Source organism: Dietzia kunjamensis (assembly GCF_045689975.1).
GTDB lineage: Bacteria > Actinomycetota > Actinomycetes > Mycobacteriales > Mycobacteriaceae > Dietzia > Dietzia kunjamensis.
The window spans coordinates 2,047,920-2,062,637 of the sequence record NZ_CP143297.1 but is presented as its reverse complement, the minus strand read 5'-3'; the positions used below and the strand labels follow the sequence as shown (position 1 = coordinate 2,062,637).

Here is a 14,718-nt window from a genome sequence, read left to right as displayed (position 1 = left end):
GGGACGGCCTCCCTGCAGTGTGGTCCAACTCGCGCTCGCTCGCCGGGTTTCCCGACGTCGCTCACCCCGGTCGGGCCCGTTCTAGGCCGGGCCCGGGGTGCTGTCCACGGCCGTCGCCCGCCGGCCGGCGGACCATGCGGCCCACAGTCGGTGGTAGATCCCGCCGTGAGCGACCAGGTCGTCGTGGGTGCCGCGCTCGACGATCCGTCCGGAGTCCATCACGAGGATGATGTCCGCGCGAGAGGCCTGTTCGAGCCGGTGGGCGATCACGAGGGAGGACCTGTCGCGGATGACCTCGTCGGCCGCGCGCTCCAACGCCTCCGCGCCCGCCGAGCCGGCCTCGGCCGTGGCCTCGTCCATGACGATGACGGCCGGATCGAGCAGGAGGACGCGGGCCAGGGCCAGCTGCTGCGCGGCGACCGGATCCAGCTGGAGCCCGCGCGCCCCGACGATCGTGTCGAGCCCCTCCGGCAGGCGCTCGAACCACGCGGAGGCGTTGGCCCGGCGCAGCGCGTCGAGCAGCTCGTCGTCGGTGGCCTTGGGCCGGGCCAGGGTGAGGTCGTGGCGCAGGGTCCCCGAGAACACGTGGACCTCCTGGCTGACGGTGGCCAGACGAGCGATGCGCTCCCGATCGGACAGCGATGACACCGGGTAACCGTCGACGAGCACCTCGCCGGCATCCGGCACCAGGAGGCCCGCCAGCAGAGCGGCGACCGTAGTCTTGCCAGCGCCCGACGCACCGACGATCGCGACGGTCCGACCCGGTTCGATGGAGAAGCTGATGTCGCGCACCGCCCACGAGTCGCCGTAGCTGAAGCTCACATCGCGCAGGTCGACCCGGCCCTGCGGCGGCTCGACACCGCTGTCGGGCACCGGTACGGGCGGGTCCACGACCACGCCGACGATCCGGGACAGCGACGCGTAGCCCGACTGGACCACGTCCAGGATGCGCATGAAGGTCATGAGCGGACCCCGCAGGCGGATGATCATGAGCACCGCCCCGGTCACCGCGCCCACGGTAAGGGAGCCGGTGGCGACGAGGTGGTAGCCCACCGTGAGAGCGATCGCGAGCATGAGGAACTCGCCCACCAGCATCCAGACGTTGAGCACGAGCATCGTCGTGCGCGCTCGGATGCCCTTGCGCACCACGTCCCAGGAGGCGTAGCCGATCCGGGTGTGCATCCGGTCTTCGAGCGAGAAGGCGCGTACGGTCGCCCGGCCACGGATGGCCTCGAGGACCCGTCGCGCCCGCTCGGCCATTGCCGCGCGCTCCGCGGCGTAGCGGTCCGGGGCCTTGGCGAGGTACCGACGCGCGGCGAGGTAGTAGACGGGCGCGACGACGAGGGGGACGACGAGGAACTGCCAGTCCAGGGCGAACAGCGCGATCACTGTCGCCACGACCGTCAGGGCCGAGGTGGACAGCGTCGGGACGGTCTCGGTGACCGCCGAGGACAGTTCGGCCACGTCATCGGTGGACCGGCTGACGAGGTCGCCGGAGCCCGCGTCCTCCACCCGGTGGGTGGGCAGTCCGAGTGCGGTGCCGACCATGTCCTGCCGCAGGTTGGCGATCACCCGCTCGGACAGCCGGGCCACCAGGTAGAAGCCGGACGCGCTGAGCGCCGCGCCGCCGACGGCCGCGACCAACAGCAGTCCGCCGATCTGCCACAGTGACCCCCCGCGCTCACCGGAGACCAGGTCCACGATCCGGCCCATCAGCTGGGGGATGAGCACGCCCGCGGTCGCCCCGAGACTCAGCAGGATCAACGCCACCACCAGCCACCGCCGGGCGTGGCGGACCCGGGAGAGCTGCCGGGCCACCTCGCGACGGACCTGGCCCGCAGAGGCGACCGGGAACCGGAGGGCGGTGTCGGTCTTCACGGGTGGTGTCGAACTCGTCGTCGTCATCCCTCGGCCCCCACGAGCAGCCCCTCGGCGGTCTCGCGCAGCTGCCGCGCGCTCAGCCGCGCGTCCGCCACGGCGTTCCACGCCGGCGCCTGGCTGACGACGATCGTGGTCTTCCCGGCCCGCTCCCGGGCGATGTTGTCCGCGAGGTTCTGCTCGGTCACCGAGTCCACCGCGGTGGTGGGGTCCTGCAACACGAGCACCTCCGGGTCGAACGCGACGGCGCGGGCGAGGGCGACACGCTGCCGTTGGCCACCCGAGAGCATCCGCCCGCTCTCACCGACCCGCTTGTCGGGGCCGTCGGGGATGTCGTCGCAGCAGGCGACCCGCAGGGCGTGTTCGGCCACCGCGCGATCGGGGTGGACGTTGTCCGCCACGCTGCCGTCGAACAGGTCGGCGGCGTGGGGCACGACCGCCACCCGCGTGCGGGGCAGAGACTCGAGGAGGCGGATCAGCTCGGAGTCGGTGCCGTCGACGACCGTCAGGCCTGACGGAAGGGCGCGGATGAACCGCTCCGTGGTGGCGGCGTCGGCCTCCGAGATGCGCTCGAAGTCCGCGCCGAGCACCTCCCGTATCCTCCGGCCGGACGCCTCCGCCGACGCCCAGCGGGAGGCGATGTTGCGGCCGAACATGGTCATGGGGACCACGAGGAACTGGGTGAGGCCGACCACCGTGATCAGCTCGCCGATGGTGACGTGCCCGGCGAGCGCCAACGCGCCCGCCGCGATGCCGAGCGTGGACACGGAGACGGCCCCGGTCGCCTCGGTGGCGCCGTTGAGTCGTGCCTCGGCGGCGTCGGCGTGAACGGTCTTGAGGTAGGCGTCGTCCGACACCTCGTCGTAGCGCTTCCGGACGGTGACGATGGCACCCAGGCCCTTGAGGATCCGCAACCCCTGCACCACGTCGGTCGCGGTGGCCGCGGCCTGGGCGATGGCCTGCTGACGCGCCCCCGACCGGCGCTGCAGCGGCCGCGCCACCCGGAGCGCCACGATGACCAACACCGGGCCGCCGACCAGGGTGGCCAGGCTCAACCACGGGTTGATCGTGAACATCATCGCCGCGCCGTATGTGATGGCCGCCGCCTCGGCGACGGGCATCACGGTCATCATGACGATGTCCCCGACGCGCGTGGTGTCCGACGAGGCGATGGACAGCAGGCCGCCCGCGGTGCGTTCCCGGCCCGCGAACCCGCGCGGGTCCTGGATGCGGTCGGTGACCGCGGTGCGAAGGTCGTGGCTGACGAGCTGCTGACTGCGGACCAACATGAAGCGGGCGGTCCAGTTGGCGACCATCGCCACCAGGAACACGCAGGCGAGCACGCCGATCCATAACCAGAGCCGGTTCAGACGGGCGGTGGCGATCGCGTCGTCGACTGCACGGCCCACGACGACGGGGGTGAGCCCGTTGCAGAGAAATCCCACGGCCATGCCGCCGGAGGCGATGAAGCTCCACGGACGCTGGGACAACGCCACTTTGAGGGTCCACCGCGGTGAGTCGACGGCGGGCAGCTTCGACCGGCGGCCCCCCGGCCCGGGAAGCGCCGAGTAGTCGACGATGCTGCCCGTTCCCGGGGACTGCGAGTTGTCGGGCACGAGGGTCGATGGTAGCGGCGGGACGCCGGGTTCCTGTCATCCGCGAGCGGTGGTCAGAGGCGGTTCACCGGGCCGCGTGCCGCCCACTCACGCGCGGCTGCCGTTGCGCGCGGCGCGGCCGCCGACGATCTCCACGGTGTCCACGTCCGCCACCCCCAGCGCCAGGAGCGCCTGCCCCGTGGCATCCAGCTCGTCCTCTATGGTTCGCAGCCAGCCCCGCACCACTTCGTCGGGGAGGCGGCGCCTGGCGGACAGTCCGACGACGAATCCGGGCGACGCGATGGCTGGCAGGACAGCCATCGCGTCGCGGCGCTCGTGCGATGTGCACAGCCAGTCCACGTCGCTGATGAGGATGGGGGCGGCAAGGCCGACGTCGTGTTCGTCGCACGGGAGGATGAGCATCGTGTTCCGGCCGCGGTCGTGGTGACCGATGACGAGGTCGATCACGCCGGCGGCGAGCGGGGCGTCGTCGAGCGGGAGCGTGTTCCAGTTGTCGGGGAGGTCCTCGAATCTCATGCCCCGAGTCTCGGCGCTCCCGAGCGCCGGCGACAGCCCCGCGACGCGATCTGTGGAGCCGCCGAAACGCCCTGTGGACAGCGGGATCCGCGGGAACCCGGAGGCGGCCGGAGGCGTCTGGTCAGGACTCGTGCCGGAATCCCACCTTGATGGTCACCTGCCAGTGGGCGACCGCGCCGCCGTCGAGCTTGCCGCGGACGGACTGGACCTCGAACCACTCGAGGTTCCGGAGGGTCTTGGACGCCTCCGCGACCGCGTTGGCGATGGCCTGGTCCGTTCCGTCCGGCGAGGAGCCGACGATCTCGGTGACGCTGTAGACGTGGTTCATGGTGACCTCCGGAGTGCGCGCGGCGACTTGTGATACGGATCACTCTACGGTGGTCCGCGGACCGGGCCACCGGCGTAGGGTCGGGAGACGAAAGCCCGCGCTCCCGAGGAGGATCGAGATGCCCGACGTACGTGCACGAGCAACCACACTGGCCGAGCTCCACGAATCGGGTGAGCTGGCCGTCCTGCCGACCGTGTGGGACACCTGGAGCGCCCGGGTCGCCGCCGACGCCGGCTTCCAGGGCCTGACGGTGGGTAGCCACCCCGTCGCCGACGCGATCGGCAGCGCGGACGGGGAGAAGATGGACTTCTCCGAGTACCTGCGCGTGGTCAAGCGGATCACGGACGCGGTGTCCGTTCCCGTCAGCGCGGACGTCGAGTCGGGCTACGGTCTCGACCCCGCCGAGTTGATCACCCGCCTGCTCGAGGCCGGGGCCGTCGGCGCGAACATCGAAGACGTCGTGCACCGCGAGGGCAAACGCGTCCGGGACCGTCAGGAGCACGCTGACTACATCGCCGCCGCCCGCCGCGCGGCTGATGACGCCGGGGTCCCCTTCGTCATCAACGGACGCACCGATGCCGTCAAGCTGGGAACGGACGTCTTCTCGGACCCGCTGGCGGAGGCCGAGACCCGCATCACGCTCATGGAGGACGCCGGAGCGCGATCGGTGTACCCGGTGGGCGTGACGACCGCCGATCAGCTGACGCGTCTCGTGCAGGCGGTGACGATCCCCGTCAACGCGACCGCCCATCCGGTGAAGGGACACGGCGCCGGCGACCTGGCGGCCCTCAAAAAGCTCGGCGTGCGCCGGGTGTCCTTCGGCCCGCTCTGGCAGATGTGGCTCTCCGAGGTCTCCGCCGACCGGTTCGCCGACTGGCTCCCCGCGAACGGCTGACGTCGCCGACCGGGCCCATCCGGCCGCGGGCCCGCCGGGACGGTGAGACGGTGGAGGTATGCACACGCCTCCCGAACCCTCGCTGCCGGATACCAAGGACTGGACGACCGTACTCGAGTCGAGCTGCGACGAGTGCGGCTACCGGCCTCACGACCCGGCCACCACGAGCGACCGTCTGGCCTCCGCCCGCGACCGGTGGCTCGCCGTCCTGCGACGCCCCGGGGTCGAGCATCGGCCGGCCCCGCGGGTGTGGTCGCCGCTGGAGTACGCGGGCCACTGCCGTGACCTCATCGAGGTCCTGGGGGACCGCATAGCGTCGATGCTCGACCGAGCCGAGCCGACCTACGACGATTTCGACGGCGAGGCGGCGGTTGTCGAGCACGGGTACTGGCGCAGCGACCCGGACGATCTCGCCCGCCGACTCGACGCCACCACCGCTCGGACGCTGAAGGTTCTCGACCGCGTCGGCCCCGCGGACCGGGACAGGACCGGTCGACGCAGCGACGGCTACGTCTTCACCATCGCCTCTCTGTGCCAGTACATCGTGCACGACGTCGAACACCATCTGGGTGACGTCGACGGGTGAGAACCCGCGGTTCCTGTTTTCCGCCCCGGGGCCTCGCGGGCGGGCTCGCCGACCGGCCCGTGGTCGGCGCCCACGCCGTCGCCCAGCGGCGTCACGCACCTGACGTTCCAGCGGCGTCGCTGACGGGGGCGTGTGTGAAGGTCCGGCGCGTGGCGAACCGTCGGGGCTCGCCGGTGACGGGGTCGGTGAACTCGAGTTCGCGGGCGAGGAGCTGTAGCGGCAGGTCGGGGTCGTCGGGGGCCTCGGGCAGCAGGTCGGGGTAGCGCCGGTCGCCGAGGATGCCGATCCCGAGCGCGGCGAGGTGGACGCGCAGTTGGTGGAGCCGCCCCGTGCGGGGCCGTAGGAGAGTCTGGACGACGAGCCGCCCTGAGGCGCTGTGTCCGGTCCGGAGCACGTCGACGAGGGTCTCGGAATTGGGCGGTAGCTCGGGGTGGAGGGTGACGCGCAGCTCGCCGCGCCGCGACCGGATGTGCTCGCGGTGGGTGACGGGGACCGGGTGGCCGCAGAGCGACGGGGCGGCCGCGTCCCACCCGGCCGGACGGGCGGAGACGGCCTCGTAGGCCTTGGTCACCTCGCGCCGCTCGAACATCGACTGGTAGGCGCCGCGCGTGTCGGGGCGGGCGGAGAACATGACCACCCCGGCGGTCTCGCGGTCGAGGCGGTGGATCGGCGTGATGTCGTCGTTGTCCAGGCGGGTGCGTAGCCGGACCAGTGCGGTCTCGCGCAGGAAGTGGCCGGACGGGGTGGTGGGGAGGAAGTGCGGTTTGTCGACGACGACGAGGTGGTCGTCCCGGTACAGGATCTCCTCCCGGTAGGGCAGGACGGTCTCGTCGGGCAGGTCGCGGTGGTACCAGACGAACTCGTGGGTGCCCAGCGGAGTGTGGTGGTCGATCGCCCGGCCGTCGGCGCCGACGATCTCCCCGGCGGGGATCCGGCGCCGCAGCTCGCCCGGGTCGAGGTGGTCGAACCTCGTCTCGATGTAGTCGGCGATGCCCGCCCACGGGCCGGCGGCGGGGACTCGCAGGCGGGTGGGGCTGACGCCGTCCCGGACCGGTAGAGGCGGCGGTGCGGGCACGGTCACACGTCCTGTCCGGTGACCGCCCGCGCCGGCAGGAAGTCGTTGTCGAGACGGCTCGGGACGTACATGGTGTGCTCGGACCCGACCCCGGCGCGGCGGACGACCGCGGAGAAGAACACCCGCGCGGCCGGCAGACACTCCACGCACTGCTGTCCGACCGGCGTGTGTTGATCCACGGGAGGATCGTGTCACGGTTGCGACCGGTCCGCAGCGGGCCGCGCGCCGAATAGGGTGGAGGTCGCCCGGCAGGAGCGATGCAGAGGCGAGAACGGTGTGGGGTGGGGAGATGGCGCAGCGCGAGGCCGGGTCGGACCCCGCCGCCGAGCCGTCGGCGGGGGACCCGCCGCTGGTCGGCCCGGTGCCCGCGCCCGGCCTGCACGTCATGACGTGGAACATCCGGCGGCCGGTGCCCGCTGCGCTCACCCGGCCGGCGGACCGGTGGCATCACCGGGCGCCGCGCGTGCGGGCGCTTCTCACATCCGAGCGACCGACCGTTCTGTGCGCGCAGGAGGTGGCCGCCCGACAATTCGCCACCGTGCTCGAGGCCCTCGGCCCGGGCTACGACCACGTCGGTCGTGGCCGCTCGGCGGACGGCGGGGGAGAGGCGTGTCCGATCTTCTTCGACGCGACCCGTCTCGAGCTGCTGGGCTGGGAACAGTCCGCCCTGTCGGACACGCCTCACCGTGCCGGGTCGGTGTCCTGGGGCAACCTGTTCCCCCGGGTGATGGTCGAGGTGCACCTTCGCGACCGGGTCACCGGTCACGACCTGCTGGTGGTCAACACACACCTCGACCCGCTGTCCGGCCGGTCCCGGCTGCGCTCCGCCCGTGCCCTCCTGGAGGTGGTGGCCGCACGGGGCCTGCCGGCCGTCGTGACGGGCGACTTCAACGCGGGCCCGTCGAGCCCGGCCGTGCGCGCACTCCTCTCGGACGGGGTACTGGTGGACAGTTGGCGGGTCGCCCGCGCCCGGCACAGCGAGCAGTGGGGCACCTACGCCGACTACCGGCGCCCGCGACGGGACGGCGCCCGGATCGACTGGATCCTCGCCACTCCCGATCTCTCGGTCACCGACGCCGCGATCAATCCGCTCCGCCACGAGGGCGGGTGGCCCTCGGACCATCTGCCGGTGCACGCTGTGGTGCACCCGGCCGGCCCGGGCGATGAGGAGCACAATGGGCGGCGAGACGAGACGCGAGGACAGTGAGGAGCCCGACGGACGTGATCGACAACTTCCTGCGCCCCGCCGGGAGCGCATTCCAGACGGTGGCGGACGCCCTGCGCCTGCTCGGCGTCCTCAGCGTGGTCTCGGCCCTGCTGTTCCACGGGGTGACGGACGCCGCCATCGTGGCCTTCGCCCTACCCGGACTCATGCTGCCCCGGTTCCTCGGCATGCGCGCGTGGGCGGACGTCACCGTGTCGGCCACGCTGCTCGTGGCGGCGTGGAGCAACGTCGTGGACCTCTACCGAACCGTCTGGTGGTGGGACATCCCGATCCACTTCTTCCTGGCCGGCGCCCTGTCTGTGGTGGCGTATGTGTTCTGTGCGCACCGCGGGATCGTGCGGGCGCCGGGTGCCCGCGGGTTCACCGTCACCGGCGCGGTCGTGCTCACCACGGCGTTCGGGCTCGCGCTGGGCGCGATGTGGGAGATGGTCGAGTGGTTCGGCTACGCCTACCTCGCAGACGAGATCTACGTGACCTACGAGGACACCGTCGGGGACTTGGCGGCGGGCGGACTCGGCGCGCTGCTCGCCGGCGTGCTCATGGCCCGTGACCCAGAGCTGCTGCTCCCCGCGGCCACGCCGCCCGCCCGGCCGGCGCCCGCCTACCGGCACAGGTAGATCTCGGCCCGCCCGTCCCCGGAGCGAGCTGCGCCGTTCGCGACGAGAGCCGGCCTCGTCGTCGTCGCCGTACCCGCGCAGGCTCGAGGCGCGGCCCACACCACCATCGCGATCCGGAAGAGGGAGACGAGTTCGGTCGAGGAGGGCTCCGCGGCCGGGCCGGCAGGCGGTGTCGCCCGGCGTGGCGGCACCGGGTGACCGTGGGCGTTCGGCCCGCCGTGCCGCCCGTGCCAAGGTGGAAGCCATGACCTCCTCGCCGTGCACCCGCTCCGACGGTGACCCCCGCGCCCTGCCGGGGTTCCGGCGCACCTACGCGCCCGGCCGACTCACGCTCGGCCTCGGGTTCCCGATGCGGAGCCGGACCGACAGCGACGACGTCCACGACCCGGCGGCCCAGGTGCGCCTCGCACGGGCCGCCGAAGCCGGCGGTTTCGCCGCCCTCTACGTCCGTGACATCCCGCTGCGCGTGCCGTCCTTCGGCGACGTCGGTCAGGTCTACGACCCGTGGATCTACCTCACCCACATCGCCGCCCACACCTCGCGGATCGCGTTGGGCACCGCGGGCATCGTCCTGCCGGTGCGGCACCCACTGCACGTGGCCAAGTCCGCGTCCAGCGTCGACCGGCTGTCGGGCGGACGGTTCCTGCTGGGATTGGCGTCCGGCGACAGGCCCGAGGAGTTCCGCGCGTTCGGCCTCGAGCAGGGCGAGCGCGGTGAGCGGTTCCGCGAGAACCTCCACGTGATGACGCACGCCCTGACCACCGAGATGCGCGGGATCCGGTGGTCCGGCGGATGGATGCACAGCGCGGACGTGGTGCCCAAGCCCAGCGCCGCGTCGGTGCCGACGATCATGATCGGCTCGTGTCAGCAGAGCGTGGCGTACCTCGCCGCCCACGGCGACGGGTGGATGACCTACCCGCGGGACTTCGACGTCCAGCGGCGCACGGTCGAGCAGTGGCGGGAGATGGTGGTCGCCGCGGCCGGGGGAGCCGGGAGCGACGGCGCCGCGGCCGGGGGAGCCGGGAGCGACGGCGGTGGTGGGAACGAGGGCGGTGGGAACGACGGCGAGGTGTTCAAACCCTTCGCACAGTCGCTCCGCATCGACCTGGCGGAGAACCCCGACGAGACCGCCTCCCCGATCGACTTCGGTTTCCGGATCGGTCGTCGGCGACTGGTCGACCACCTGGAGGACCTGCGGGGGATCGGTGTCAACCACGTACAGCTGGGGCTGGGGGCCTGCCGCCGACCCGTTCTCGAGGTGATCGCCGAGTTGGCCGAGCACGTCGTGCCCCGTTTACCCGCGCTCGATTGACCGGGATCCCCGGCCCGGGTCTGCCACACTCGGGAGATCACCGCGCCGCCCGCCGCCCCGGGGGCGGTCGTGCCCGTCGACGAGGGAGGCCCTGTGGGGATCTCGATCCTGTGGTTCCGACGTGATCTGCGGCTGACCGATCACCCCGCCCTCCTCGAGGCCGTCGCCTCCGGGGACGAGGTCCTGCCGGTCTTCGTCCGGGACCCCGCGCTGCTGCGGCGGGCCGGTGTACGGGCGGGGCGGTTGGCGGCCTCCCTCGCCGCGCTCTCGGGTGACACGGGCGGTGCACTGGTCGTGCGGACCGGAGACCCCGCCGAGGTGATCGCGGGGCTCGCCCGCGAGGTGGGCGCCGGCCGCGTCCACATCAGCCGGGAATCCACCCCCTACGGACGACGTCGCGACGACCGCGTACGCGCCGCACTCGACGCCGACGGTCGCGAACTGGTGACCACCGGGTCTCCCTACGCCGTCGGTCCGGGCCGGGTCCTGAGCGGCAGCGGGGAGCCGTACAAGGTCTTCACACCGTTCTCCCGCGCCTGGCACGAGCACGGGTGGCCCCCGCCCGGCGAGCGGCCCGACCACATCCCGTGGACCACCGCGTCCGGGGAGGGCCCACCTGAGGTCCCGGCACGAGCGGGCGGGACCGCCGCAGCGGGGGAGGCCGCGGCTCTCACCCGGTGGCGGGAGTTCCTCCACGACGATCTCGAGGCATACGACGAGCAGCGGGACCGACCGGACCTCGACACCACCAGCCGGTTGTCCGCGTACCTGAAGTACGGGGAGATCCACCCACGCACGATCCTGGCCGAACTCGCCGACCACCCGGCCGCGGGCGGGGAGGGAGCCCGCCGCTTCGTCACCGAACTCGCCTGGCGGGAGTTCTACGCCGACGTCCTGTGGCACCGGCCACGATCCGCGTGGCGCGACCTGCGCGACCCGCTCGCGGGCATGTCCTACGACAGCGGCCCCGGCGTGGAGGACCTCGTCGAGGCGTGGCGGCAGGGCCGGACCGGGTACCCGTTCGTCGACGCCGGGATGCGGCAACTACTCGCCGAGGGGTGGATGCACAACCGGGTGCGGATGGTCACGGCCAGTTTCCTCGTCAAGGACCTCCACGTCTGGTGGCCGGTCGGGGCGCGGCACTTCCTCGACCACCTCGTCGACGGCGATCTCGCCTCCAACAACCACGGGTGGCAGTGGGTGGCCGGCACGGGAACCGACGCCTCCCCGTACTTCCGGGTGTTCAACCCGGTGACCCAGGGGCGGAGATTCGACCCCGACGGGGAGTACGTCCGGCGATGGGTGCCCGAACTCGCTCACCTGCCCGGGGCCGCTGCCCACGAGCCGTGGCGCGCCCCCGGCGGCTACGACGGCGGGTACCCGTCGCCCATCGTCGACCACGCCGAGGAACGCCGCGAGGCCCTACGTCGGTACGACCTGGCCAGGGACGCCGATCGCTGACCGAGCCGTGGGGCCGCCGGCCGTCACGGCCGATCCGGGCACTGCCCGATCCTCGGCCTGCGGGAGGGTCCGAGGGCGCCGACCGCGGCGAGTGCCTAGGCTGGCCCCATGACCTCCGGCACCGACACCCCCCGCTCCGAGAACCCGACCACCGGCCGTGAGGCCGACATCAAGCCCCGAAGCCGCGACGTCACCGACGGCCTGGAGAAGACGGCCGCCCGCGGGATGCTGCGCGCCGTGGGGATGGGCGACGACGACTGGGTCAAGCCGCAGATCGGCGTCGCGTCGTCGTGGAACGAGATCACCCCGTGCAACCTCTCGCTCGACCGGCTGGCCAAGGCGGTCAAGGAGGGCACCCACGCAGGCGGCGGCTATCCGCTGGAGTTCGGGACGATCTCGGTCTCCGACGGGATCTCGATGGGACACGAGGGCATGCACTTCTCGCTGGTGTCCCGCGAGGTGATCGCCGACAGTGTCGAGACGGTGATGAGCGCCGAGCGGCTGGACGGCTCGGTCCTGCTCGCCGGGTGCGACAAGTCGCTGCCGGGCATGCTCATGGCCGCCGCCCGCCTCGACCTGGCGAGCGTCTTCCTCTACGCGGGATCGACGCTGCCGGGCTTCGCGAAGCTCTCCGACGGGACCGAGAAGCAGGTCACGATCATCGACGCGTTCGAGGCCGTCGGGGCCTGTTCGCGGGGTCTGATGAGCCGCGAGGACGTCGACACCATCGAGCGCGCGATCTGCCCGGGCGAGGGCGCCTGCGGCGGCATGTACACCGCCAACACCATGGCCAGCGCGGCCGAGGCACTGGGCATGTCGCTGCCCGGGAGCGCGTCGCCGCCGGCCCCGGACCGTCGGCGTGACGACTACGCCAAGGCCAGCGGTGAGGCAGTGGTGGAACTCCTGCGCAAGGGCATCACCGCGCGCGACATCATGACCAAGGAGGCGTTCGAGAACGCGATCGCCGTGGTCATGGCCTTCGGGGGGTCCACCAACGCGGTGCTTCACCTGCTCGCGATCGCCAGCGAGGCCGAGGTCGAGCTCAGCCTCGATGACTTCGCCCGCATCGGCGCCAAGGTCCCGCATCTGGCGGACGTCAAGCCGTTCGGCGCCCACGTCATGACCGACGTGGACAAGATCGGTGGCGTCCCCGTGGTCATGCGGGCCCTGCTCGACGCCGGTCTGCTCCACGGCGACTGCCTCACCGTCACCGGCCGCACCGTCGCCGAGAACCTCGCCGACATCGCCCCGCCGGACCCGGACGGCAAGGTGCTGCGCGCCATGGGGGAGCACATCCATCCGACCGGCGGCATCACCATTCTCCACGGATCGCTCGCCCCGGAGGGCGCCGTGGTCAAGTCCGCCGGCTTCGACTCCGACGTCTTCGAGGGCACCGCCCGCGTCTTCGAGCGGGAGCGCGCCGCGATGGACGCACTCGAGGACGGGACCATCACCGCGGGCGACGTGGTGGTGATCCGGTACGAGGGTCCCAAGGGTGGCCCCGGCATGCGCGAGATGCTCGCCATCACCGGCGCGATCAAGGGCGCGGGCCTGGGCAAGGACGTGCTCCTGATGACCGACGGCCGGTTCTCCGGCGGAACCACCGGACTGTGCGTGGGCCATATCGCGCCCGAGGCCGTGGACGGCGGGCCGATCGCCCTGGTGCGGGACGGCGACCGGATTCGGCTCGACGTCTCGCAGGGCACCCTGGAGCTGCTCGTGGACGAGTCGGAGCTACAGACCAGGCGTGAGGGCTGGGAGCCGCTCCCTCCGCGCTACACCCGCGGTGTCCTGGCCAAGTACTCCAAGTTGGTGCAGTCGGCGTCCACCGGGGCGATCTGCCGCTGACCGGGACGGCGTCGACGGGGGCGGTGCGGACCGTCGACGCCCGCGGGGGCGGTCTCGGGTGGGCCGAGGTCGTCCCCCGCGGGGGTCAGGCCTCCTCGCCGGCCCGGGGGTCGGGCTGGTGGAGACCGAACACATTGCCCTCGGTGTCGAGGAAATACCCCTGCCACGCCATGCCGGGGAGGGCGTGCTTCTCCAGGGCCACCTCGCCCCCGGCGGCCAGGATCCTGCCGGCGGTGACGTCGAAGTCCTCGCACCCCACAGTGAGCACGGCGCCCCGGACGGGGGAGCCGGGCTCCGGCGCGTCCCCCGGCCGGGCCATGATGGCCCCGTTGATGCCGGGGGCGTCCTCGGGTCCGGTGGTCACCCCGAAGTAGGGGCTCCCGGCGTACTCGCTCCAGTCCTCGAACGTCCAGCCCAGCGCGTCTCCGTAGAACGTGCAGGCCCGGGCCGGGTCGGAGGCGTGGATCTCGAAATGGACCGGTCGGGACATGGCGGTCTCCTCATCGGGTCGCGGGACCCCAGGATATCGCCGCGCGGAACCGTCCGGCAGTACTCAGTCCAGAACCGTGCCGTCATCGAGATGGGACAGCGACCCGCCCTCGGGGCGCTCGCCGGTGGCCAGGTACACGACCCGGTTGGCGATGCTCACGGTGTGGTCGCCGAAACGCTCGTAGTAACGGGCGAGTAGGGCCAGGTCCACGGCCGCCACCGAACCGTGCGGCCAGTCCTCGGCGGAGATCTGCTTCATGAGGTCCGCGTGGAGGCGGTCGACGGCGTCGTCCTCGGCGTCCAGGGTGCGGGCCCTGTCCGCGTCCTTCTCGACGAGCAGGGCGGTGAGCTCGCGGGCCATCCGACCGTCGTGCTGCGACAGTTCCCGGATGAGCGGGACGAGCGGGGCGGGCACCACGGACTGCGGGTGGCGCCGTCGGGCGACCCGGGCGATGTGGCCGGCCAGCGCGGCCATGCGGGTGAAGTGCTCGACGATGTAGATCCCCGAGACCACCTGACGTAGATCGCCGGCCACCGGGGACTCGAGCAGGAGGAGCTCGAACGCATGCTGCTCACTGGCCTCACGGAGATCCTCCAGTTCCGCGGCGCCGTCGATCACCTCGATGGCGGCGAGTTCGTCGCCGTCGAGCAGTGCCGCGGTGGCGCGGTCGAGCAGGCGGATGTTGGTCTCGCAGAAGCGAACCAGCTGGTCCGAGAATTCATCGAGCTTGGAATGGAAGACAGTGCGCATGACACGACTGTAGTGCCGGTGAGGTAACGGACGGCTTCCGTTCTCCCACTGTTCACCGCGCCGCCCTCCGGAAAGGGGGGCCCAGCCCGGGAATGAATAGACAGAACGGTCTGTTCTTACT

The 14,718-nt window shown here is 72.1% G+C and carries 15 protein-coding genes; 7 read left to right on the top strand and 8 right to left on the bottom strand.

Annotated features, from left to right (window positions below; all coding sequences use genetic code 11):
• Positions 1 to 81 precede the first annotated feature (81 nt).
• From VZF99_RS09575 to VZF99_RS09560, 4 genes are all read right to left on the bottom strand, one after another.
• Positions 82 to 1,905, bottom strand: coding sequence for an ABC transporter ATP-binding protein (locus VZF99_RS09575; RefSeq protein WP_407334616.1), 1,824 nt, complete (start codon positions 1,903 to 1,905; stop codon positions 82 to 84).
• Positions 1,902 to 3,494 carry an ABC transporter transmembrane domain-containing protein gene (locus tag VZF99_RS09570; RefSeq protein ID WP_407334615.1) on the bottom strand — a complete coding sequence of 531 codons (1,593 nt, stop codon included), beginning with the start codon at positions 3,492 to 3,494 and terminating at the stop codon, positions 1,902 to 1,904. Before VZF99_RS09570 ends, VZF99_RS09575 begins: the two co-directional genes overlap by 4 nt.
• 87 nt (positions 3,495 to 3,581) lie before the next feature.
• Positions 3,582 to 4,010, bottom strand: a complete 429-nt coding sequence (locus tag VZF99_RS09565; protein ID WP_096905205.1) for a hypothetical protein — start codon at positions 4,008 to 4,010, stop codon at positions 3,582 to 3,584.
• A gap of 121 nt (positions 4,011 to 4,131) precedes the next feature.
• Complete coding sequence (locus tag VZF99_RS09560) at positions 4,132 to 4,338, bottom strand: dodecin (RefSeq protein WP_007629964.1); 207 nt, start codon at positions 4,336 to 4,338, stop codon at positions 4,132 to 4,134.
• Between the two features lie 118 nt (positions 4,339 to 4,456).
• Between VZF99_RS09560 and VZF99_RS09555 the strand changes: the two genes are divergently transcribed.
• Both VZF99_RS09555 and VZF99_RS09550 read left to right on the top strand, forming a co-directional pair.
• On the top strand, positions 4,457 to 5,233 hold the full coding sequence (locus VZF99_RS09555; protein ID WP_120283704.1) for an isocitrate lyase/phosphoenolpyruvate mutase family protein: 777 nt from the start codon (positions 4,457 to 4,459) through the stop codon (positions 5,231 to 5,233).
• Between the two features lie 58 nt (positions 5,234 to 5,291).
• On the top strand, positions 5,292 to 5,819 hold the full coding sequence (locus VZF99_RS09550) for a DinB family protein (protein WP_120283702.1): 528 nt from the start codon (positions 5,292 to 5,294) through the stop codon (positions 5,817 to 5,819).
• Between the two features lie 91 nt (positions 5,820 to 5,910).
• On the opposite strand, the gene VZF99_RS09545 is transcribed toward VZF99_RS09550, so the two are convergent.
• Positions 5,911 to 6,900, bottom strand: coding sequence for a pseudouridine synthase (locus VZF99_RS09545; protein ID WP_407334614.1), 990 nt, complete (start codon positions 6,898 to 6,900; stop codon positions 5,911 to 5,913).
• Positions 6,897 to 7,073, bottom strand: a complete 177-nt coding sequence (locus VZF99_RS09540) for a hypothetical protein (protein ID WP_156523619.1) — start codon at positions 7,071 to 7,073, stop codon at positions 6,897 to 6,899. Before VZF99_RS09540 ends, VZF99_RS09545 begins: the two co-directional genes overlap by 4 nt.
• A 110-nt stretch (positions 7,074 to 7,183) precedes the next feature.
• Here VZF99_RS09540 and VZF99_RS09535 point away from each other — a divergent pair, with 110 nt between their 5' ends.
• The 5 genes from VZF99_RS09535 to ilvD all read left to right on the top strand — a co-directional run bounded on the left by VZF99_RS09535 (position 7,184) and on the right by ilvD (position 13,357).
• Positions 7,184 to 8,101, top strand: a complete 918-nt coding sequence (locus VZF99_RS09535) for an endonuclease/exonuclease/phosphatase family protein (protein WP_120283698.1) — start codon at positions 7,184 to 7,186, stop codon at positions 8,099 to 8,101.
• Between the two features lie 14 nt (positions 8,102 to 8,115).
• On the top strand, positions 8,116 to 8,736 hold the full coding sequence (locus tag VZF99_RS09530; protein WP_407334613.1) for a hypothetical protein: 621 nt from the start codon (positions 8,116 to 8,118) through the stop codon (positions 8,734 to 8,736).
• Positions 8,737 to 8,980: 244 nt separating this feature from the next.
• Entirely contained in the window at positions 8,981 to 10,048 is a 1,068-nt protein-coding gene (locus VZF99_RS09525) for an LLM class oxidoreductase (protein ID WP_407334612.1), read from the top strand.
• 99 nt (positions 10,049 to 10,147) lie between these two features.
• Complete coding sequence (locus VZF99_RS09520; RefSeq protein WP_208636644.1) at positions 10,148 to 11,509, top strand: deoxyribodipyrimidine photo-lyase; 1,362 nt, start codon at positions 10,148 to 10,150, stop codon at positions 11,507 to 11,509.
• A gap of 108 nt (positions 11,510 to 11,617) precedes the next feature.
• The gene (ilvD, locus tag VZF99_RS09515; protein ID WP_407334611.1) at positions 11,618 to 13,357 is read left to right on the top strand and encodes a dihydroxy-acid dehydratase; all 1,740 of its coding nucleotides are present in this window, start codon (positions 11,618 to 11,620) and stop codon (positions 13,355 to 13,357) included.
• Between the two features lie 85 nt (positions 13,358 to 13,442).
• Here ilvD and VZF99_RS09510 read toward each other — a convergent pair whose 3' ends face one another.
• A complete protein-coding gene (locus tag VZF99_RS09510) occupies positions 13,443 to 13,847 on the bottom strand; it encodes a VOC family protein (protein ID WP_132063417.1) in 405 nt (134 codons plus the stop codon).
• Positions 13,848 to 13,910: 63 nt separating this feature from the next.
• Positions 13,911 to 14,597 carry a PhoU domain-containing protein gene (locus VZF99_RS09505; RefSeq protein ID WP_067718518.1) on the bottom strand — a complete coding sequence of 229 codons (687 nt, stop codon included), beginning with the start codon at positions 14,595 to 14,597 and terminating at the stop codon, positions 13,911 to 13,913.
• Between the last annotated feature and the right edge of the window lie 121 nt (positions 14,598 to 14,718).